Raw genomic sequence first — 19956 nt, forward strand, 5'->3', positions numbered from 1 at the left:
AAGGACGCTTTCGTGCCCAGGACCAGTCCCAGCCGGCAGCTCGGTCGCCGCGCTCTGCTCGCTCTGCTCGCCGCCGTCGCGCTGCTGCTCGCCGGCGGCGCGGTGCCCGCGTACGCGGAGCCCGGCGAGGGCGGCACCAAGAAGCTGCGCGACGCGCTGGAGCTGACCGCCAAGGGACACATCGAGGCGAAGGCCAAGCTGGACAACTCCAAGCGCCGGCAGGCGGCGCTGACCGGCGAGCTGCGCACCGTCGAGGCCCGGCTGGTCGAGCTGACCGCCCAGGCGGGCGAGGTGGCCGCGCACTCGTACCGCCTCGGCCGGCTGACCCCGACGTCGATGCTGCTCAACACCGCCACCCCGCAGGAGTTCCTGCAACGCGCCGCCGACCTCGAATTGATGGCGCAGCGGGACGGCAGGCGGCTGCGCGACCTGACCGACGCCCGGCAGCAGGCGCAGCAGGCCAAGGTCGCGATCGACGCCGAGGTCCGTGAGCAGCAGAAGCAGCTCGCCGTGATGGCGAAGAAGAAGAAGGAGGCCGAGGCGGCACTCGCCGCGGTCAGCTCGGGCGGCAGCAACGGCTTCAGCGGCGGCAGTTCCGCGTCGGCGAAGCCGGCACCCCGCAACCCGGACGGGTCCTGGCCGTCGGAGTCCTGCTCGGTGGACGACCCGACCACCTCCGGCTGCATCACCCCGCGCACGCTCAACGCCCTCAAGCAGACCCAGGCGGCCGGCTACAAGCGGTACGTCTCCTGCCACCGCAGCGGCGGCGACGGCGAACACCCGAAGGGGCGGGCCTGCGACTTCGCCGCCGCGACCAACGGCTTCGAGGACAAGACGGCGACCGGTGGCGACAAGGCGTACGGCGACAGCCTGGCCGCCTGGCACGTACGCAACGCCAGCCGGCTCGGCGTGCTCTACGTGATCTGGTACCGGCAGATCTGGCACCCCGGCACCGGGTGGCGCTCGTACAGTGGCAGCGGCAGTCCGGCCGCGGACCACACGAACCATGTTCATCTGTCGATGTACTGACCCGGAGCACCAGCTTCGCTGCGTACCATCGCGACGATGAGTTTCAAACCGTCCGATGTCGCGGCCCCGCCGGCCCCGCCCGTGTCGACCACCGGCCGGGCGCTGCCCAACGGGCTCGCCGCCTTCCTGGTCTTCTTCGCCAGCGGCGCCGTGCTGGTCCTGGAGACGGTCGCGTTGCGCCTGGTCGGCCCGTACGTCGGGGTGACCCTCCAGGTGACCAGCTCGGTGATCGGCATCGCGCTGGCCGCCATCGCGTACGGGGCGTGGTCCGGCGGTTGGCTGGCCGACCGGCGTGACCCGCGTGGCCTGCTGGCGCCCGCACTGGTGCTGGCCGGCATCGCCACCGCGGTCACCCTGCCGGTGGTCCGCTACGCCGGCGAGGTGCTGCGGGGCGGCGCGGCCAGCGCCATCCTGCTGCTCGTCGCGTTGGCCGTCTTCGTGCCGGCGGCGCTGCTCGCCGCAGTCACCCCGCTGGTCGTCAAGCTCCAGCTCGCCGACCTGCGCCGCACCGGTCAGGTGGTCGGCCGGCTCTCCGGGATCGGCACCCTGGGCGGCATCACCGCCACCCTGCTCACCGGCTTCGTGCTGGTCGCCGCAGTGCCCAGCACGGTGATCCTGCTGGCGTTGGCGGTGGCCCTCGGGGTCACCGGCATCGGCCTCGGCGTCCACCTACGCCGGCAGACGCGCACCGAGCTGCCCGGTCCGGCCCGGACCCGGGCCGCGCTCGCGGTGCTCGGCCTGCTCGGGGCGGGGCTGACCACGATCGCCCCCAACCCGTGCGACGTCGAGACGGCGTACCACTGCGCCCGGGTGCAGGCCGACCCGGGCCGGCCGAGCGGGCGGACGCTGCTGCTCAACTCGGCCCAGCACTCGTACGTGGACCTGGCCGATCCGAAGCACCTGGAGTACGCGTACACGAAGTGGATCGGCGCGGTGGCCGACGTGGCCGCCCCGGCCGGCCAGCGGCTGGACGCGCTGCACCTCGGCGGCGGCGGCTTCACCGTGCCGCGCTACCTGACCGCCACCCGGCCGGGCACCGACAACGTGGTCTTCGAGATCGACGGCGGGCTGGTCGAGCTGGGCGAGCGCGAGCTGGGCGTACGCCCGGGGCCGGGGCTGCGGGCGGTGGTGGGTGACGCCCGGATGCTGCTCGCCGGCGAGCCGTCGGACAGCCGTGACCTGGTCGTGGGCGACGCGTTCGGCCACCTGGTGGTGCCGTGGCACCTGGCCACCCGGGAGATGGCCGCCGACATCCGGCGGGTGGTCCGTCCGGGCGGGATCTACACGCAGAACGTCATCGACTATCCGCCGCTGCGGTTCATCCGCGCCGAGGTGGCCACCGTGGCCGCGGAGTTCGCGCACGTCGCGCTGATCGCCCCGCCGCAGGCGCTGGCCGAGCAGCAGGGTGCCAACTTCGTCATCGTCGCCTCCGACGCGCCGCTGCCGCTGGACGCCCTGCGCAAGCGGCTGGGCGTGGTCGACCCGCAGGTCAGCATGCTCTCCGGGGCGGAGCTGACCGAGTTCGTCGGGGACGCGCTGGTGCTGACCGACGACTTCGCCCCGGTGGACCAGCTGCTGGCGACCGCCTGAACGGGTGACAATTCTGACCGATTCCGACCCTTGAGGTGTAGCGGGCCTGGTCGCGGGCAACAACGACCACCATGGGTGGTGGGGACCGGAACGACGCGCAACTCCTCGGTGAGCGGTACCGGCTGATCGAGCAGCTCGGCGCGGGTGGCATGTCCGTGGTCTGGCGCGGCTACGACGAGGTGCTCGGCCGTCAGGTCGCGGTGAAGGTGCTCGCGTCCCGGCTGGCCAGCGACCGTGCCTTCCGGCACCGGATCCGGATCGAGGCGCAGGCCGCGGCTCGGCTCTGCCACCCCAACATCACCAACGTGTACGACTACGGCGAGTCCGTGCAGGGCGGGCTGACCGTGCCGTACGTGGTGATGGAGCTGGTCGACGGCGCTTCGCTGACCGCCCGACTGGGCGGCGGCAGGCAGCTTCCCTGGCGGGAGGCGGTGACGATCGGCGCGGAGGTCTCCTCGGCTCTCGCCACCGCGCACGTCCGCGGTGTGGTGCACCGTGACGTCACCCCGGGCAATGTGATGCTCACCTCGACCGGGGTCAAGGTGGTCGACTTCGGCATCTCCGCGCTGGTGGGGGAGAGCGAGAAGGGACCGGACGGGACGCTGCTCGGCACGCCCGCGTACCTGGCCCCCGAGCGGCTGGACAACGGTCAGGTCTCGCCGGCCACCGACGTGTACGCCGTCGGGCTGCTGCTGTACCGGATGCTCACCGGCCGGCTGCCCTGGCAGGCCAGCACGACCACCCAGATGCTGCGTGCCCACATGTACAACGACCCCGAGCCGATGCCGGAGGTGCCGGGGCTGCCCGACGAGGTCGCCGACCTGGTGCGGCGCTGCCTGGCCAAGCGGCCCGCGGACCGGCCGGCCACCGCCGAGCTGGCCCGGACCCTTGCCGACGCGGCCGGGATGCTGGCGGCGGTGCCGGTCTCACCGGCGGCCGGGCCGCTGGACCCGGTCGAGCTGGCAAACGCCGGCACCACGATCCTGCCCTGGTCAGCGGCGACCGACGCGCTGCCGCTCTCGCGGACCCGCGACCGTAAACGGCGGGCGACGAGCCGGCGCCGGCGGGTGGAGGCGGGAGTGGCCGCCGCCGGGCTCATGGCGGTCACCGCGACGATGTGGGGGCTCACCTCCCGCACCCCGGCCAGCGGCGGTGCGGACCAGCCGACGGAGGCCCGGATGGGTCTGCCGCAGGCGGCGCCCTGCGAGGTGGCGTACGCGTTGCGCGCCGATTCGGGCAAGGACTTCGCCGCCGAGCTGAGCCTCACCAACACCGGGGACCGCGAACTGCGCGACTGGACGATGAGCTTCACCTTCCCCGGGCAGCAGACGGTGACCCGGGCGGAGCCCGCCCCGGTCCGGCAGGAGGGGCGCACGGTGCTGGTCCGGCCGGCGGCCGACCGCGCCACGTTGGCGCCCGGCGCGACCCAGAAGCTCACCCTGAGCGGGAAGTACACCGGGGCGAACCAGTTGCCGGTGGAGTTCCGGCTCGGCGACGCCACCTGCGGGGTACGCGTCTCCGGGGTGGCCGGCTCGGTGCCGTCGACCGCCGCGCCGAGTACGGCGGCGACGTCGAAGGCCCCCACGAGGACGACCACGGCTCGCAGCGGCTCCCGCTCGGGCAGTTCCAGCTCGGGCGGTGGGGCGACGAAGGCCAAGCCGGAGAAGCCGAGCAAGGGCAAGGGGTCCGGTGGTGGTTCGGGAAAAGCGGGAAAGTAGCGAAGGGTAAGGGGAAGGGGCACGGCGGCGGGAAGAAGTGAGGCGGCTCAGCGCAGCCCCGCGAACTGTTGGATTTGGTCGAAGCCACCCTCCACGACCAGCACCCCACCCCGGGGGAGCACCGTCTCGTCCGAGGCGTACCGGAACCGATCGCCGGGCACCTTCGCGCCGATCACCCGGACCCCGTAGCGCGCGTCCGGGCGTAGGTCGAGCAGCGTCCGCCCGGCCAGGCTCTCCGGTACCCGGACGGTGGCGATCGCGAAGTCGTCACCGAAATCAATGAAGTCCAGCAACCGGCTGACGATCAGGTGCGCCACCCGCTCCCCGGTCTCCGCCTCGGGAAAGATCACGTGGTGGGCGCCGACGGACGACAGGATCCTGGCGTGCTTCTGCGAGGTCGCGCGGGCCCAGATCTGGGGTACGCCCAGCTCGGCCAGCGCCAGCACGGTCAGCACGCTCGCCTCCAGCGACGCCCCGATGGCGACCACCGCCCGCTGGAACTCGGCGACGCCGAGCTGCCGCAGCGCCCCCTCCTCGGTCGAGTCGGCCTGCACCACCCGGTCGAGCTGGCCCGACCAACGCTGCACCTGTTCGGGGCTGCGGTCGACGGCCAGCACCTCGTGGTCCATCCGCGCCAGTGCACCGGCCAGGTGGCAGCCGAACCGGCCCAGCCCGACCACCACGACGCCGCCGTCGTCCGTACGCCTGGCAGACATCCCGACGCTCCTCCTCCTAGCCCACAACGGGTTGCTCCTGCGGATAGCGGTAGAGCGCGCGCCGGGTGTTCAGGGCGATCGCCGATCCGAGCGTGAGCGGCCCGATCCGGCCGATGAACATGAGCACGGTCAGGACCAGTTGCCCGCTGGCCGGCAACGACCCGGCCAGGCCGACGCTCAGACCGGTGGTGCTGAACGCGGAGGTGACCTCGAACAGGGCCATGACGAAGACGGTGCCCTCGGTGAGCAGGAGCACCGTCATCGTCCCGATGGCGACCAGCGCGACGCTGATCAGCGCCACGGTGATCGCCTGCCGCTGGCTGGCGGTGGCCACCCGGCGGTTCCCGACCGTCACGTCGGACGCGCCGCGCAGCTCCGCCCAGATCGTGAAGGCGAGCAGGAAGAACGTGGACACCTTGATCCCGCCGGCCGTGCTGGCGCTGCCGCCGCCGATGAACATCAGCACGATGAGCAGCGGATAGCTCTCCTCCGTGAGGGCGGTGACGTCCATGACGCTGAAGCCGCCGGTCCGGCTCAACGCGATCTGGGTGAACGACGACAGCATCTTGCCCGGTACGTCGTACTGCCCGATGGTGGCGGGGTTGGTCCACTCGGCGGCGAGCAGCCCGGCGAAGCCGAGCAGCACCAGCACGACGCTGCCCCAGATGGTCAGCTTGGTGGCGACCGCCCAGCGGGCCGGCGCCCGCCACCCCCGGACCGCCTCGAACAGGGCGGGGAACCCGAGCCCACCCACGATCGCGCCGAACGCCAACGGCAGCGCCACCCACGGGTCCTGGTCGAAGGCCAGCAGACCTTCGGAGTAGAGCGCGAAGCCGCCGTTGTTGAACGCCTGGACGGCGTGGAACACCCCTGACCAGAGGGCCGAGCCGGGTCCGTACTCGTAGGCCAACCAGAGCCGGCCGGCGACCAGCGCGGTCATCACCGCCTCGCAGGCGAAGACCGTCACCGCGATCCGGCGCAGCAACCGACCCAGGTCGCCGATGCCGAACTCCGCCGTCTCGGCCTGCACCAGCAGCCGGTTGCGCAGCCCGAGCTGGCGGGAGACCACGAGGACGACAAGCGCCGCGACGGTGAGGATGCCGAGGCCGCCGAGCTGGGTGAGCAGGGTGATCAGCAGCAGGCCCCAGCCGGACCAGTAGTTGGGGGTGTCGGTGACCGCCATCCCGGTGACCGACACCGCCGAGGTGGAAGTGAAGAGGGCGGTGATCAGGGGCGGCCGCTGGTGCTCCGCGGTCGCCCAGCGCTGCGACAGCAGCCCGGTGCCGAGCAGGATCGGCAGCAGGAACCCGAGCGGCACCAGCCGCACGGGATTGCGGAGAAGCCAGCGCACCACACAATCTTCCGTTTCCGCCGGTGGCGGGGAGCGGGAACGCACATTCCGGAGATTCACCTGCCGGCCAGTCGTCGACCAACTCCCGGTCGATCCGAGCCGGTCTGCTGGGGTGGTTCCCTCGATCAAGCCTCGAGGCTCGTGGGGCATCCCGGGTGAAGCGCGGCGGGTGGCGCGGGGCGACACAGCGGCCCGGTGCTCGGTGGGGTGGCGGGCCACGCGTCAGCCGTGCCGTTTCGTCGGCGCCGAGGCCGTTGTAACGGTCGGCCACCCCATTCCTGTTACTTGTGTGTTTCCGCCACATAGCCCGTGGGTGACGTCACTTCTAGCGTGAGCCGACACATGCATCCTGTCCTCACCTGGAGTCGCGATGACGGTCCGGCACACGCGGCGGGCGTTCCTGTCCGCCGCCACGATGATGGCCGCGGCGTTGGCCGCCACGGCCTGTGGCAGCCCGCAGGACACCGCCACCGGCGGCGGCGACAGCGCCGCGCCGGTCAAGGTCGGCCTGGTGTACTCCCAGTCGGGAGCCCTGGCCAGCTACGGAAAGCAGTACATCGAGGGGTTCAAGGCCGGCCTGGACTACGCCACCAAGGGCACCGGCAAGGTCGGCGACCGGAAGATCGAGCTGACCGAGGTCGACGACGCCGGTGACCCGGCGAAGGCGGTCTCCGCGGCCAAGGACCTGGTCGGCAAGGGCACGAAGATCATTGCCGGGTCCACCGCCTCCGGCGTGGCGCTCCAGGTGGCGCCGATCGCCGCCCAGAACAAGGTGCTGTTCATCTCCGGGCCGGCCGCCACCGACGCGGTGACCGGGGCGAACAAGTACACCTTCCGCTCCGGCCGGCAGTCGTACCAGGACGTGGTGACCGCCAAGTCGTTCATCGGCGACCCGAGCGGCAGGAAGGTCGTGGTCTTCGCCCAGGACGGCGCGTTCGGCGACGCCAACGAGGCCGCCGTCAAGAACGTCATCGGCGGGGCCGGCGCCACCGTGAGCAGCGTCCGGGCTCCGGCCAGCGCGACCGAGTTCACCCCGTTCGCGAGCCAGATCAAGGCCGCCAAGCCGGACCTGCTCTTCGTCGCCTGGGCCGGCACCACCGCCCCGGCGATGTGGCAGAGCCTGGACCAGCAGGGCGTGCTCTCCTCCACCACGGTCGTCACCGGCCTGGACATCCGCGCCTCCTGGCCGACCTTCGGCGCGGCCGGGGCGAAGATCTCGTTCCTGTCGCACTACTTCGACGGGGCCAGCGACACCGAGGCCAGCAAGGCGCTGAAGGCGAAGGTGAACACCATCGACCTGTTCCACCCGGACGGTTTCGCCGCCGCCCAGATGGTGGTCCGTGCCGTGCAGGAGGGCGGCGATGACGTCGACAAGATGGTCACCGCGCTGGAGGGCTGGAGCTTCGACGGGGTCAAGGGCAAGATGACCATCCGGGCCGCGGACCACGCACTGCTCCAGCCGATGTTCCAGGCCAAGCTGACCGGCAGCGGCACCGCCTTCACGGCCACCGCGCAGAAGAGCCTCACCGGTGACGAAACCGCGCCGCCGGCCGTGGCCATGAAGGGCTGACCCATGCTCGCCACCCGCGGTCTGACCTGGCGGATCGGTGAGGTCGCCATCGTCGACAGCGTCTACCTCGACCTGGCGCCCGGGGAGTTCCTCGGCGTGATCGGGCCGAACGGCGCCGGCAAGACCTCCCTGTTCAACCTGATCACCGGCCTGCGCCGGGCCACGGAGGGCCGGATCACCCTGGACGGGCAGGACATCGGTGCGCTTCCGCCGCACCGGCGGGCCCGCCTCGGGCTGGGCCGTACCTTCCAGGCGTCGTCGGTCTTCGGCTCGCTCAGCGTGCGGGAGAACGTCCGGCTCGCCGTGCAGGCGTACCGCGGGGGTTCGATGAAGCTGTGGCGGCGGGCGGCGGCCGACCGGGAGGTGGCCGCCGCCGCCGACGCGGCGCTGGACCGGGTCGGCCTCGCCCACCGGGGTACGGCGCTGGCCGGCACCCTGGCCCACGGCGAGAAGCGCAAGCTGGAGATCGCTCTGCTGCTCGCCGGCGAGCCGCGGGTGATGCTGCTCGACGAGCCGATGGCCGGGGTCAGCGCCGAGGACGTGCCCGAACTCGTCGCGGTGATCAAGTCGTTGACCGGGGACAGCGGACGGGCGGTCCTGATGGTGGAGCACCACATGGACGTCATCCTGGAGTTGGCCGACCGGATCGCCGTCATGCACCACGGCGCGCTGCTGGCCTGCGACACCCCGGCGACGGTGATGGCCAATCCCACAGTGCAAGAGGCCTACCTGGGGGAGTCGCTCTGATGGAACCGATCCTCACCGTGGAGGATCTGTCGGTCCGGATCGCCGGGCTGCACATCCTCCAGGGGGTGTCCTTCCCGGTCGCCCCGACCGGCGTGACCGTCCTGCTCGGACGCAACGGCGTCGGCAAGACCACCACGCTGCGCGCCATCGTCGGGCTCACCCCGCGCGGTGGGGAGGTGCGCGGCACCATCCGGATGGGCGCGCAGAGCCTGCTCGACCGGCCCACCCACCGGCTGGTCCGCGGCGGGCTCGGCTACGTGCCCGAGGACCGGTGCGTGTTCGCCGGCCTCACCGTCGCCGAGAACCTGCGGCTGGCCGAACGGCGAGGCACCACCCCGGCGTACGACAAGGTGTTCGCGCTCTTTCCGGAGCTGGACCGGCGCGGACGGCAACGGGCCGGCTCGCTGTCCGGCGGGCAGCAGCAGATGCTCGCGATCGGTCGGGTGCTGCTCAACGACAACCGGCTGCTGCTGGTCGACGAGCCGACCAAGGGGTTGGCGCCGAAGGTGGTGACCGAGGTGGCCGAGGTGCTGGAACGGGTCGCGGAGTCGGTGCCGGTGCTGCTGGTCGAGCAGAACCTGGCGGTGGTCCGGCGACTGGCCTCCGACGCGGTGGTGCTGGCCGCCGGCAGGGTGGCCTGGACCGGAGACGCCCGCGAGCTGCTGCTGGAGACGGCGCTGACCCGGTCGCTGCTCGGTGTCGGGTCCGGCGACGGACGGCACACCGGCACGCCGGCCGCCGCGCGGAAGGACGGGCACTGATGGGCACCGTGATCCTGTTGACGCTGACCGGGCTCGGCCTGGCGGCGCTCTACTTCCTCGTCGCGTCGGGGTTGTCGCTGGTCTTCGGCCTGGCCGACGTGCTCAACTTCGCGCACGGGCTGTTCCTCGGCGTCGGCGCGTACGCCACCTGGTGGGCGGCGGGCAACCTGCCCGGCGCGGGCGGCGACGGGTTCGGCTTCGTGCTCGCGGTCGCCTTCGGGGTGGCTGCCGGCACGCTGGTGGCGGTGCTGGTCGAGCTGGTGCTGATCCGTCCGCTGTACACCCGCACCATCGAGCAGGTGCTGGTGACCGTCGGCCTGTCGCTGGCCGGGGTGGCGCTGTTGCAGGCCACCTGGGGTGCGGACGCCCGCACCTTCCCCCGCCCCGACTGGACCCGGCAGGTGACCGGGATCCTTGGCGCGCAGGTGCCCAACGGCGGCCTGCTGCTGATCATCGCGGCGGTGCTGGTGCTCGGCGCGCTGCTGGCCTTCCTGCGCTGGACCCGCTACGGCCTGGTGATCCGAGCCGGCGTGGAGAACCGGGAGATGGTGACGGCGCTCGGCATCGACGTACGCAAGGCGTTCACCCTGGTCTTCGCGATCGGCGGGGCCGCCGCCGCGCTCGCCGGGGCGCTCGGTGGGGTCTACTTCGGCACCGTCTCGCCCGGGCAGGGCGGCTCGCTGCTGATCTTCGCGTTCATCGTGGTGGTGATCGGCGGGATGGGCTCGGTGGTCGGCTCCGCGTACGCGGCGGTCGTCGTCGGGTTGCTGCAACAGTTCGTCAACTACTACGGCACGTCCGGGCTGGGCGACATCTGCGTGGTCGGGCTGCTGGCCGTGGTGCTGCTGCTGCGCCCGCAGGGCATCGCCGGAAAGGTGGCAACGGCATGACGCTGATCGACGCGCCTCCCGCGCAGGTGCCCGACGAGTTGACTCCGCAGCGGGGCCGGTGGCATCGGGTGCGCCCGTTCCTGCCGCTGGTGGCGCTGGCGGTCTTCGCGATCCTGCCGTACTCGACGATCTCCCTGCCCGGCGTCTTCGAGGGGCCGGTCAACTCGCCCGGCACCCTGCAACTGCTCGCCATCTGCCTGATCTTCGGTGGGCTGGCCGCCGGGTACGACCTGCTGTTCGGCCGGACCGGGATGCTCTCCTTCGGACACGCGCTCTACTTCGCCGCCGGCGTGTACGGCACCGACATCCTCATCACCCGGGCCGGCCTGCCGCTGTGGCAGGCGGCGTTGCTCACCATCACCGGCGGGACGATCCTCGCCGCGCTGCTCGGCGCGGTCGCGCTGCGTACCGTGGGCATCGCCTTCGCCATGGTCACGCTGGCCTTCGCCCAGGTCGGCGCGATCCTGGTGGCCCGCGACTTCGGCGGGCTGACCGGCGGCGAGGAGGGCCTGCCGCTGGACGTCTCCGGGCTGCCCGCCGCGCTGGTCGGGGTGACCAACACCGTCAACCTGTACTGGCTGGCGCTGGCTTACCTGGCCGTGGTGGTCTTCGTGGTGCACCGGGTGAGCGGTTCGCCGACCGGGCGGGTGCTCGCCGGGCTGCGCGACGACGAGCGGCGGATCGGGGTGCTCGGGCTCGACCCGTACCGCTACAAGCTGGTGGCGTTCACCCTGGCCGGCGGGCTCGCGGCGGCCGGCGGGGTGGTCTACTGCCTGATCGTCGGCGGCGCGTCACCGCACATCACCTCGTCCGAGCTGACCCTGTCGTTGCTGGTCATGGTGGTGCTGGGCGGCCCGGGCACCCGCTGGGGTCCGGTGCTCGGCGGCGTCCTCTACATGTACCTGGACCACCGCCTGACCGCCTTCGGCACGAGCGACGCGGTGGACGCGCTGCCCGCGGTCCTCAGCCGACCGCTGAGCCAGCCGCTGTTCGTCCTGGGCACGGTGTTCATCCTGGCCGTCTACTTCTTCCCCGGCGGCCTGGCCAGCCTGACCCCCCGCCTGACCCACCTCCGCCGGAGCCTCCGCACCCCCCGCTGACCCCGGCCCGCCGCCGCCCTGCCTGTCACGACCAAGAGCGGGGCGGCGGCCCCCCGTGTGGCCGCCGCCCGCTGCGTCGTGGGTCAGCCGTTCAACATCTCGTACGCCATCGGCGGCGCCTTCGTCACGGCGCTGCCGGTCGGCACGGTGATCTTCTGTGTGCTGCCGTAGTCGGCGTACGTGACCACGTAGTCGTACGCCTTCGCCTTGCCGGCGGCCGGGATCTTCAACGTGAGCGAGGCCAGGTGCTTGTCCGCCCCGACCATGGCGGTGAAGGGCACCTTCTTCGCGGCCGCACCGAGCGCCGCCGCCTCGCCCTCCTCCAGCGCCTTCGCCGCGTTTCCGGCGCTCACGTCGATGACTCCGACGTACCGTCCGGGGCTCTGCTCCTCGACGGAGGTGGCCGCCTCGATGAGTGGACCGGCGTTGCCCTGGTCCGCGCCGTCGTAGGAGGGGATGCCCGCGCCGTCGGTCAGCTTCGTGCGGTCCAGCGTCATCCACTTGTCCGGGAACTTCGGCAGGCCCGGTTGGCCGCTGAACTTCGCCTTCATCCAGACCCTGTCGCCGACGAGCAGGAACGACATCTTCGCGGTGATGCCGTCGGAGTCCGGCGCGATGACGGTGTTGATCTCGAACGCCTTCGCCTCCGGGTCGATCCGGCCGGTGTGCGTGCTGGACGCGTCCTTGCCGCTGAACCGGAACGTCCCCTCGGTGCCGTCCGGAACGGCGTCGAGTAGAGCCTCCTTCGGGCTGGTGGTCGGGCTGGTGGCCGGGCGACCCTGCGGCGCAGCGGCCGGCTCGCTCTTCGGCCCGCACCCTCCGAGCAGGATGGTCGTGCCCAGCACGGCGGCGACCGTGCCGACCGTCCGTCGAATGGTGCCGGCGCTGCCCGTTGCCTGTGTCATCGCATATCTCTTTCTCGCTGCGTGGCGGTTGCCGACGACGATGCTGCCGTCCGGCACGGCGGTCCGGCTGCCGATATGCTGCCGTCCGGCTGCCGGGCACTGCCGTCCGGCCTCCCGGGGGTGTCAGGAGCGGAAACTCGCATGTCAGGAACGCTGCGTTTCGAGATCCTCGGGCCTCAGCGGGCCTGGTACGCCGACCAGGAGATCGACCTCGGTCCCGGTAAACAGCGCGCGGTGCTGGCCGTGCTGCTGCTCTCCGCCGGTCGCCCGGTGTCCACCGGGCAGATCATCGAGGCGGTCTGGCCGGAGGATCCGCCCGCGAACGGCCCCAACGTGGTGCAGAAGTACGTCGCCGGGCTGCGCCGCGTGCTGGAGCCCGACCGCTCGCCGCGTACGCCGGGTCAGGTGCTCAGCCTGACCGACGCCGGTTACCTGCTCCGGGTCGGCCCGGAGGCGCTCGACGCGGTCCGCTTCGAGCGGGGGATCCACCGGGCTCGGCAGCAGCGCGCCGAGGGCCGTGCCGGCGAGGCGCTGACCGAGCTGGCCACTGCCCTGGATCTCTGGCACGGGGATCCGTTCGCCGGGTTCACCGGGTCGGTCTTCGAGGCCACCCGGCATCGCCTGGTGGAGCTGCGGGCCGTCGCGCTGGAGACCCGGGCCGAGCTGACGCTGGACCTCGGGCGGCACCGCGAGATGATCGGCGAGCTGGTGGAGCTGGTGGCCGAGTTCCCGGTCCGGGAGCGGCTGCGGCACCAGCTCATGCTCGCCCTCTACCGCAGCGGCCGGCAGGCGGAGGCGCTCGCCGCGTACCGGGAGTTCGGCGACCTGCTCCGGGAGGAGTACGGCATCGAGCCGGGCGAGGCGCTCCGGGAGCTGCACCGACGCATCCTGCGCTCGGACCCGACGCTGGCGGCGACGCCGCCGAACGCGCCCGAGCCGCCCCGGACGGTGACGGCCGGGGCACCCGCAATGCCGGCCACCGGCTCCGCCGACCAGGCCGCCGCGGCGATCCGCGCCGGCCGCACCGCGGCGCCCGCCGTACCGGCCCAGCCGATCGGTGCACCGGACCCGGTGCCCGGCCCAGCGGCCATCCCGCCGGCCGTCGGCGCCGCGCCCACCCCGTTCGGGCCGGCGTGGCCGGCCGGGCATTCGCCCCACCCGGGCGGGCCGTCGGTGATGCCGCGCTGGCTCAGCGTCAGCGCGACCATTGTTGCGACGCTGCTCGCGATGTTCTCCTTCGGCCTGCTCACCTGGGTGGTGGTGATGGCCTACGCCGGCTGGCGGCGCAGCTGGCGCAACGGGCTCGCCGCCCTCGGCTACCTGGCGCTCGCCGTCACGTTCATCGGCGTGGTCGGTTCGGGGGACCCGGACGAGGTGAGCGACGTCGAAGGCGCCGTGATCATCGTCTGGCTGCTCGGGTGGGTGCTCGGCGTCGTCCACACGATCCTGCTCAACGGGGTGGTCTGGTCCACGATCAAGCAGCGGGGCAGGCCGTCACCCGGGTCGGCGGTCGACGATCGCCGGGTCCGCCGGGAACAGGCCCGGTACCTGCTCTACCACTACCCGGCGGCGCGGCAGGAGCTGCGCATCGGCCGCCCCGATCTGCCCCGCACCTTCGACGACGGCGGTCTGGTGGACATCAACGCGGTGGCGGAGGGGACGATCGCCGGACTGCCCGGGATCACCGCCGGCCAGGCGCGACAGGTGGTGATGGACCGCTGGCTGCGCGGTCCGTACGGCTCGATGGAGGACCTGGCCGCCCGCTGCCTCCTCCCGCCGCTGCTCACCGACTCCCTGCGCGACCTCCTCATCTTCCTTCCCCTGGTAGAAATGCCGGATGAGCCAGGATCGAGCGGTGGTACGGGAGCGGGCCGAGGCGGTGCTGCGCCGGCTGGCCGGTGAGCATGCCCGGCTGCGCGAGGACCAGTGGCGGGCGATCGAGGCGTTGGTCGTCGACCGGCGGCGGGTGCTCTGCGTGCAGCGCACCGGCTGGGGCAAGTCGGCGGTCTACTTCGTGGCCACCGCCCTGCTCCGCGAGCGCACCGACACCGCCGGGGTGGAGACCACCGGGCCGACCGTCATCGTGTCGCCGCTACTGGCGCTGATGCGCAACCAGGTCGAGGCGGCCGCCCGGGCCGGTATCCGGGCCCGCACCATCAACTCCGCGAACCTGGACGAGTGGGACGAGATCACCGCCGAGATCCAGGCCGGAGCGGTCGACGTGCTGCTGATCAGCCCGGAGCGGCTCAACAACCCGGACTTCCGGGACGGCGTCCTGCCACAGCTCGCGGCGACCACCGGGCTGCTGGTGGTCGACGAGGCGCACTGCGTCTCCGACTGGGGGCACGACTTCCGGCCGGACTACCGGCGGCTGCGCACCTTCCTCGCCAACCTGCCCGAGCGGACTCCGGTGCTGGCCACCACCGCCACCGCCAACGCCCGGGTCACCCAGGACGTGGCCGAGCAGTTGGGGGACGCCCTCGTCCTGCGCGGCACACTCGACCGCGAGTCGCTGCGCCTGGGCGTCCTCGACCTGCCCAGCCCGGCGCACCGGCTGGCCTGGCTCGCCGATCACCTGGACCAGCTCCCTGGCTCGGGCATCGTCTACACGCTGACCGTCGCGGCGGCGGGGGAGACCACCGAGTTCCTGCGCTCCCGGGGTTACCCGGTCGCCTCGTACACGGGGCAGGCCGACGACGCCGACCGCCGGGCCGCCGAGCAGGACCTGCTCGACAACAAGATCAAGGCGCTGGTCGCCACCAGCGCGCTCGGCATGGGCTTCGACAAGCCCGACCTGGGCTTCGTGGTGCACCTCGGCGCGCCGCCCTCGCCGATCGCCTACTACCAGCAGGTCGGCCGCGCCGGCCGCGCCGTCGAGCACGCCGAGGTGCTGCTGCTGCCCGGCGCCGAGGACGCCGCCATCTGGCGCTACTTCGCCTCGCTGGCCTTCCCCCCGGAGCAGCAGGTCCGGGCCGTGCTGGCCGCCCTGCACACCGACCGCCCGCTCTCCACCCAGGCCCTGGAACCGCTCGTCGACCTACGCCGGGCCCGCCTGGAGCTGATGCTCAAGGTGCTCGACGTGGACGCCGCGGTCCGCCGGGTCCGCGGTGGCTGGCTCGCCACGGGCGAGCCCTGGGTCTACGACGAGGCCCGGTTGCGCCGCGTCGCCGAGGCGCGCACCGCTGAGCAACAGGCCATGCGGGAGTACGCGGACACGCCCGACTGCCGGATGCGGTACCTGCGGGAATGCCTGGACGACACCGGGGCGGCCAACTGCGGCCGCTGCGACCGGTGCGCGGATCCGCTCTTCTCCGCGGACGTGTCGACAGCCGCGCTCGCCGCCGCGCAGACCTTCCTGGGCCGCCCCGGGGTGGAGATCGCCCCCAAGAAGCTCTGGCCGACCGGGCTGGACGCGGTCGGCGTACCGCTGAAGGGCCGGATCGCCCCCGCGGAGCAGGCACTGCCCGGGCGGGCCGTCGGCCGGCTCTCCGACCTGGGCTGGGGTGGACGGCTGCGGGACCTTCTCGGCCCGGAGGCGCCCGACGCGCCGGTGCCAGACGACGTGGCCGCCGCGGTGGTCGAGGTGCTCAAGGCATGGGCGCACGGCGACGACCCGTGGCCCCGCCGCCCGGTGGCGGTGGTCGCGGTCGGCTCCCGCCGGCGGCCCCGGTTAGTCGGCTCGCTCGCGGAGCGGATCGCCGCCGTCGGCCGGCTGCCGCTGCTCGGCCAGGTCACCCCGACCGGACCGGGCGGTCCCGGCGGTCCGCGCGGCAACAGCGCCCAACGGGTACGCGCGCTGCACGACGCCTTCACCGTGCCGGCCGACCTGGTGCGCGCCCTGGACGGGTTGACCGGCCCGGTCCTGCTCGTCGACGACCTGGTCGACTCGGGGTGGACGTTGACGATGGTGGCTCGCGAGCTGCGCCGGGCCGGCGCGCCGGACGTGCTCCCGCTCGCCCTCGGCGTCGCGGGCTGACCCGCCGCGGAAAAGTTCCCGGGTCGGGCCGATTGCGACCGTCGCCACGCCGTTCGGGGACCGGCCGGCCCCAGGCCGGAGCGGCGGTACCGTGGGCGCCATGACCGTCGACGAGGCCGGATACGCGCTGGACGCCGGCAGTGCCTGAGCAGGTCTCCGCCGCGCCGGACCGGAGCACCCTCCGGCTCGCGCTGGTGGTCGGCGGGCTGGTGCTGGCGGTGCTGCTCGGCTTCGGCCTGGGTCGGCTCAACGCCGGCGCCGCGCCCGGGGGCACTGCCCTGCCGGCGACCGACCACCCCCACTCGCCGGGCACCGCCCCGCACGACCACGGCACCGCCACCGACCAGGGCGCCGGCAGCGAGGCGGGCGGTCTCGCGGTCAGCTCCGCGGGCTACACCCTGGTCCCCCTGGCCACCGACTTCCCGGCGGGCCGCCCGGGCCAGTTGCGGTTCCAGGTACGTGACGCCCAGCGCCGGCCGGTCGCCCGGTTCGCCGTCGTGCACGACAAGCCGATGCACCTCGTCGTGGTCCGTCGCGACCTGACCGGCTACCAGCACCTGCACCCGACGATGGCGGCGGACGGCACCTGGACCGTGCCACTCACCCTGCCCCAGCCCGGCGTCTGGCGCGCGTACGCCGACTTCACGGCGGTCTCCGACGATGGCGGGCAGACCGCGGTGACCCTCGGCACGGACCTGGTTTCGCCCGGGGGCTACCAGCCCCGCCCCCTGCCGGCGCCGGCCACCTCGACCACCGTCGACGGGTTCACCGTGGCCTACGAGGGCACCCCGCAGGCCGGCGCGACGGTGCCGCTGACCTTCCGGATCGGAGCCGACGGTGGCGGCGCCACGCTGGAGCGCTACCTGGGGTCGTACGGGCACCTGGTGGCGCTACGCGAGGGCGACCTGGGCTACCTGCACGTGCATCCCGAGGCTGAGCTGGTGGGCGGAGCGGTCAAGTTCTGGCTGACCACACCCGGCCCGGGCCGCTACCGCCTCTACCTGGACTTCCAGGTCGCCGGCCAGGTGCACACCGCCGAATTCACTCTCACCGTCCCCTGACGGGGGTGGGTCAGCCGGCGCGGCGGACCGGACGGCGAGCCAGGTAGCGGAGCAGGTCGCGGATGTGGTGCTTCTCCTCCGCCGGGACGGTGGGGTCGGCGAGCCGGTCCAGGATGACCCGTACGTCGGCCTCCACCGGGCCCTCGTCGCTGCGCCGCCGGGGTGTGGGGCCGGCGTCGGGCAGCCCGAGCGCCCGGAACGCCGCCGCGACCGGCAGGTCCAGTGCGGCGCAGAAGCCGCGGACCTTGGCCAGCTCGGGGTAGTCCTGCCAGTCACCGGCGAGCCAGCGGAACACGGTGGAGCGGCCGACACCGGTGTGCGAGGCGAGGTCGGTGACGGTCCAACCGCGTTCGTCGCGGGCATCGTCGATGGCTCGCCGGACGAAGCGGGCGAAGGCCATCTGCGGCGAAACCTCTGCGGAACCCATCCCTGCGGGTCTTCCCCTCCCGGCCGTAGCACTGGGACGATGCGACTTCTGAGGGTAGTACTCCTCGGGCCGGAAACAATTGACTGACCGCACAAACTGTCCCGTCGACGGGACTTTTTCCGGGCAGCATCATGTCGTCGGACCGCAGGAAGCGATAGGAGCACCATGGCCGAGCCGAGCCGTCCCCAGCCGTACCAGCCCGGTGCGGTGAGCCTCTTCTTCGTCGCCAAGGCCGGCGTCTTCGCCGCCGGGTTCTGGATCTGGCTGCTGGTCCTGGTGGTCAGTACGGAGGCGGCGACCGGAGCGCACGTGCTGGCCGCGACGGGCGCGATCACGACCACGCTGGTGGGGGTGATCCTGGGTTCCCGGATGGCGTTGCAGCACAACGCCGCCGTCCGGCACGCCGAGGTCAAGAAGCTGCTGGTGGACATCTCCTGGAACGCCTTCGCCGCCGCCGGCAACGCGGAGAGCCCGGGCACGGTGGTGCCCTTCCCGGCCGGGTCCGGCGAGACGGAGCGGGCCGCGCACCGCGGCGGCGGTGAGCGGGTGCCGTCGCTGGACCGGGGCGAGCGCGGGTTCGGTCGGGGTACCGGCGGCGAACGGCGCCGCTAGCCCCGTCCGGCTGTCAGCTGCGGTCGCTCGCCGGGGCGGGTGCGGTGCCCGGGTCGGCGTCGAGCCGCGCGCCGTCGGCGGACAGCAGGGTCTCCAGCCTCGGAGCGACCTGCCACTGGTCGACGAGCTGCCGGTACTCGGCCTGCTGGGGGCCGGTCGCGGCGGTGCCGGTGCGGCGGGCCCGGATCAGCAGGTTCCGCGGGGTGTGCTGGGAGTCGACGAACTCCACCACCTCGGCCCGGTAGCCGTGCAGCCGGAGCAGCCCGGCGCGCAGCGAGTCGGTCAGCACGTCGGCGAAGCGCTCACGCAGGATGCCCTGCCGGGTCAGCAGCTCGTACGGGGCCGGCGCGGGGTGGGCACGCAGCTGCGCCGCGACGTCGTGGTGGCAGCAGGGGGCGGCGAGCACCCAGCGGGCCTGCCAGCGCACCGCGCGGGCCAGCGCCTCGTCGGTGGCGGTGTCGCAGGCGTGCAGCGCCAGCACCAGGTCCGGCGCGGGCTCGACCACGGCGTCGGCGATCGTGCCGGCCACGAAGCTGACCCGCTCGCCCCAGCCCAACCGCTGCGCCAGCTCGGTGTTGCGTCGCCGCTGGTCCTCGCGCACGTCCACCCCGACCAGCTCGACGTCGAGCCCCCGGCCGGCCAGGTAGCGGTACGCGGCGAAGGTCAGGTACGCGTTGCCGCAGCCCAGGTCCACCACGCGCAGCGGGCCGGTCAGGTCGTCCGGCAGGGTCGCGGCCAGCGCCCGTAGGAAGGCGTCCACCTGCCGGCGCTTCGCCGCCGAGCCGCCGATCTCGGCGAAGATCGGGTCACCCGGGTCCAGCAGGTACTCCTTCTCCCGGTCGTGTCCGCCCGGCGTCGGCGCCGGCCGGGACGTCGCGGCACGGTGCACCTGCGCCTCACCCGACTTGGTCACCCGCAGCTGCAGCGTGGCCTCGGCCGTCTCCACGTGCCAGTTGCCGAACGGCTCGGCCAGCAGCGCGTCGACCGCCTCGGCCGTCTCCAGCCCGGGCGCGACATTGCGCGTGTACGGGCGGGAGCCGTCGGAGGTGGCAATCTGGAGCCGGGGGCCGGCCTTGAGGGTCACCGGCCGCAGCTCGGCCCGCACCACCGAGGGGCGTTGCCCACGGCGACGCCCGGCGGCGACCGCCCGGGTCAGCGCGGGGTCGAGCAGCAGTTCCCGGACCTCGGTCAGGGCGGCGTCCAGCGGTTCCGGCATGGCTCCATCATCCTTCCCTCGCTCACGGTGGGCATGGGCAGTCCACCGCGTGGTGGCCTGCGTCGCCGCCCGCCGCTCGCTCCGGCGGCTCGCTCCGGCTGCTCACTTCGGCGTCCCGCTTCGCTCGTCTGCACCAGGTGCCTACGTCGCCTTTGCTCTGCTTCAACGGACGCAACAGTGGAGGCCTCGGGGTGTTGCGTGGAGTGAAGCAGAGCAAAGGCGACGCACCCCTGGGGGACCGACGGGTCCGGGCCGAGCAGCGCCACCAGCAGCGCAGGCGCGGGTGA

17 protein-coding genes are annotated in these 19956 nt (G+C 73.0%); 12 read left to right on the forward strand and 5 right to left on the reverse strand.

Annotated elements, in window-relative coordinates; genetic code table 11:
• Nucleotides 1-12 precede the first annotated feature (12 nt).
• From ACFOW4_RS17215 to ACFOW4_RS17225, 3 genes are all read left to right on the forward strand, one after another.
• On the forward strand, nt 13-1029 hold the full coding sequence (locus tag ACFOW4_RS17215) for a coiled-coil domain-containing protein (RefSeq protein ID WP_377528837.1): 1017 nt from the start codon (nt 13-15) through the stop codon (nt 1027-1029).
• Between the two features lie 36 nt (nt 1030-1065).
• On the forward strand, nt 1066-2619 hold the full coding sequence (locus tag ACFOW4_RS17220; RefSeq protein WP_377528839.1) for a fused MFS/spermidine synthase: 1554 nt from the start codon (nt 1066-1068) through the stop codon (nt 2617-2619).
• A gap of 71 nt (nt 2620-2690) precedes the next feature.
• Nucleotides 2691-4337: a protein kinase gene (locus ACFOW4_RS17225; protein ID WP_377528842.1), complete on the forward strand. Its 1647-nt coding sequence runs from the start codon at nt 2691-2693 to the stop codon at nt 4335-4337.
• 47 nt (nt 4338-4384) lie between these two features.
• On the opposite strand, the gene ACFOW4_RS17230 is transcribed toward ACFOW4_RS17225, so the two are convergent.
• Both ACFOW4_RS17230 and ACFOW4_RS17235 read right to left on the reverse strand, forming a co-directional pair.
• The gene (locus ACFOW4_RS17230; RefSeq protein ID WP_377528844.1) at nt 4385-5053 is read right to left on the reverse strand and encodes a potassium channel family protein; all 669 of its coding nucleotides are present in this window, start codon (nt 5051-5053) and stop codon (nt 4385-4387) included.
• Nucleotides 5054-5069: 16 nt separating this feature from the next.
• Nucleotides 5070-6404: a TrkH family potassium uptake protein gene (locus ACFOW4_RS17235; protein ID WP_377528846.1), complete on the reverse strand. Its 1335-nt coding sequence runs from the start codon at nt 6402-6404 to the stop codon at nt 5070-5072.
• A gap of 370 nt (nt 6405-6774) precedes the next feature.
• Here ACFOW4_RS17235 and ACFOW4_RS17240 point away from each other — a divergent pair, with 370 nt between their 5' ends.
• From ACFOW4_RS17240 to ACFOW4_RS17260, 5 genes are read left to right on the forward strand one after another with little or no spacing between them, the layout of a single operon-like run.
• Nucleotides 6775-7974: a substrate-binding domain-containing protein gene (locus tag ACFOW4_RS17240; RefSeq protein WP_377528848.1), complete on the forward strand. Its 1200-nt coding sequence runs from the start codon at nt 6775-6777 to the stop codon at nt 7972-7974.
• Between the two features lie 3 nt (nt 7975-7977).
• A complete protein-coding gene (locus tag ACFOW4_RS17245) occupies nt 7978-8721 on the forward strand; it encodes an ABC transporter ATP-binding protein (protein WP_377528849.1) in 744 nt (247 codons plus the stop codon).
• Nucleotides 8721-9482, forward strand: a complete 762-nt coding sequence (locus tag ACFOW4_RS17250; RefSeq protein WP_377528852.1) for an ABC transporter ATP-binding protein — start codon at nt 8721-8723, stop codon at nt 9480-9482. The genes ACFOW4_RS17245 and ACFOW4_RS17250 overlap by 1 nt, the downstream gene beginning before the upstream one ends.
• The gene (locus tag ACFOW4_RS17255) at nt 9482-10372 is read left to right on the forward strand and encodes a branched-chain amino acid ABC transporter permease (RefSeq protein WP_377528854.1); all 891 of its coding nucleotides are present in this window, start codon (nt 9482-9484) and stop codon (nt 10370-10372) included. Before ACFOW4_RS17250 ends, ACFOW4_RS17255 begins: the two co-directional genes overlap by 1 nt.
• Nucleotides 10369-11472: a branched-chain amino acid ABC transporter permease gene (locus tag ACFOW4_RS17260; protein WP_377528856.1), complete on the forward strand. Its 1104-nt coding sequence runs from the start codon at nt 10369-10371 to the stop codon at nt 11470-11472. Before ACFOW4_RS17255 ends, ACFOW4_RS17260 begins: the two co-directional genes overlap by 4 nt.
• 83 nt (nt 11473-11555) lie before the next feature.
• On the opposite strand, the gene ACFOW4_RS17265 is transcribed toward ACFOW4_RS17260, so the two are convergent.
• Nucleotides 11556-12377 carry a hypothetical protein gene (locus ACFOW4_RS17265; RefSeq protein WP_377528857.1) on the reverse strand — a complete coding sequence of 274 codons (822 nt, stop codon included), beginning with the start codon at nt 12375-12377 and terminating at the stop codon, nt 11556-11558.
• Between the two features lie 141 nt (nt 12378-12518).
• Here ACFOW4_RS17265 and ACFOW4_RS17270 point away from each other — a divergent pair, with 141 nt between their 5' ends.
• The 3 genes from ACFOW4_RS17270 to ACFOW4_RS17280 all read left to right on the forward strand — a co-directional run bounded on the left by ACFOW4_RS17270 (nt 12519) and on the right by ACFOW4_RS17280 (nt 17414).
• Nucleotides 12519-14279, forward strand: a complete 1761-nt coding sequence (locus ACFOW4_RS17270; RefSeq protein WP_377528859.1) for a BTAD domain-containing putative transcriptional regulator — start codon at nt 12519-12521, stop codon at nt 14277-14279.
• Nucleotides 14215-16353: a DEAD/DEAH box helicase gene (locus tag ACFOW4_RS17275; protein ID WP_377528861.1), complete on the forward strand. Its 2139-nt coding sequence runs from the start codon at nt 14215-14217 to the stop codon at nt 16351-16353. Before ACFOW4_RS17270 ends, ACFOW4_RS17275 begins: the two co-directional genes overlap by 65 nt.
• Nucleotides 16354-16493: 140 nt before the next feature.
• Nucleotides 16494-17414 carry a hypothetical protein gene (locus tag ACFOW4_RS17280; protein ID WP_377528862.1) on the forward strand — a complete coding sequence of 307 codons (921 nt, stop codon included), beginning with the start codon at nt 16494-16496 and terminating at the stop codon, nt 17412-17414.
• 10 nt (nt 17415-17424) lie between these two features.
• Here the strand turns inward: ACFOW4_RS17280 and ACFOW4_RS17285 are convergent, their stop codons facing one another.
• On the reverse strand, nt 17425-17841 hold the full coding sequence (locus ACFOW4_RS17285) for a helix-turn-helix domain-containing protein (protein WP_377528865.1): 417 nt from the start codon (nt 17839-17841) through the stop codon (nt 17425-17427).
• 165 nt (nt 17842-18006) lie between these two features.
• Between ACFOW4_RS17285 and ACFOW4_RS17290 the strand changes: the two genes are divergently transcribed.
• Nucleotides 18007-18453 carry a hypothetical protein gene (locus ACFOW4_RS17290; protein ID WP_377528867.1) on the forward strand — a complete coding sequence of 149 codons (447 nt, stop codon included), beginning with the start codon at nt 18007-18009 and terminating at the stop codon, nt 18451-18453.
• 13 nt (nt 18454-18466) lie between these two features.
• Here ACFOW4_RS17290 and ACFOW4_RS17295 read toward each other — a convergent pair whose 3' ends face one another.
• A complete protein-coding gene (locus tag ACFOW4_RS17295) occupies nt 18467-19669 on the reverse strand; it encodes a class I SAM-dependent methyltransferase (protein WP_377528869.1) in 1203 nt (400 codons plus the stop codon).
• Nucleotides 19670-19956: the final 287 nt, after the last annotated feature.

Origin of the sequence: Micromonospora sp. GCM10011542 (assembly GCF_042650685.1) — a bacterium.
Classification (GTDB): Bacteria; Actinomycetota; Actinomycetes; order Mycobacteriales; family Micromonosporaceae; genus Micromonospora.

What these genes read in the sequence shown, in the direction of transcription:
- ACFOW4_RS17240 (WP_377528848.1), top strand. Translation starts at nt 6,775, where the DNA reads ATGACGGTCCGGCACACGCGGCGGGCGTTCCTGTCCGCCGCCACGATG.
- ACFOW4_RS17295 (WP_377528869.1), bottom strand. Translation starts at nt 19,669, where the DNA reads ATGCCGGAACCGCTGGACGCCGCCCTGACCGAGGTCCGGGAACTGCTG.
- ACFOW4_RS17275 (WP_377528861.1), top strand. Translation starts at nt 14,215, where the DNA reads ATGAGCCAGGATCGAGCGGTGGTACGGGAGCGGGCCGAGGCGGTGCTG.
- ACFOW4_RS17245 (WP_377528849.1), top strand. Translation starts at nt 7,978, where the DNA reads ATGCTCGCCACCCGCGGTCTGACCTGGCGGATCGGTGAGGTCGCCATC.
- ACFOW4_RS17260 (WP_377528856.1), top strand. Translation starts at nt 10,369, where the DNA reads ATGACGCTGATCGACGCGCCTCCCGCGCAGGTGCCCGACGAGTTGACT.
- ACFOW4_RS17285 (WP_377528865.1), bottom strand. Translation starts at nt 17,841, where the DNA reads ATGGGTTCCGCAGAGGTTTCGCCGCAGATGGCCTTCGCCCGCTTCGTC.
- ACFOW4_RS17255 (WP_377528854.1), top strand. Translation starts at nt 9,482, where the DNA reads ATGGGCACCGTGATCCTGTTGACGCTGACCGGGCTCGGCCTGGCGGCG.
- ACFOW4_RS17290 (WP_377528867.1), top strand. Translation starts at nt 18,007, where the DNA reads ATGGCCGAGCCGAGCCGTCCCCAGCCGTACCAGCCCGGTGCGGTGAGC.
- ACFOW4_RS17265 (WP_377528857.1), bottom strand. Translation starts at nt 12,377, where the DNA reads ATGACACAGGCAACGGGCAGCGCCGGCACCATTCGACGGACGGTCGGC.
- ACFOW4_RS17250 (WP_377528852.1), top strand. Translation starts at nt 8,721, where the DNA reads ATGGAACCGATCCTCACCGTGGAGGATCTGTCGGTCCGGATCGCCGGG.
- ACFOW4_RS17230 (WP_377528844.1), bottom strand. Translation starts at nt 5,053, where the DNA reads ATGTCTGCCAGGCGTACGGACGACGGCGGCGTCGTGGTGGTCGGGCTG.
- ACFOW4_RS17225 (WP_377528842.1), top strand. Translation starts at nt 2,691, where the DNA reads ATGGGTGGTGGGGACCGGAACGACGCGCAACTCCTCGGTGAGCGGTAC.
- ACFOW4_RS17220 (WP_377528839.1), top strand. Translation starts at nt 1,066, where the DNA reads ATGAGTTTCAAACCGTCCGATGTCGCGGCCCCGCCGGCCCCGCCCGTG.
- ACFOW4_RS17270 (WP_377528859.1), top strand. Translation starts at nt 12,519, where the DNA reads ATGTCAGGAACGCTGCGTTTCGAGATCCTCGGGCCTCAGCGGGCCTGG.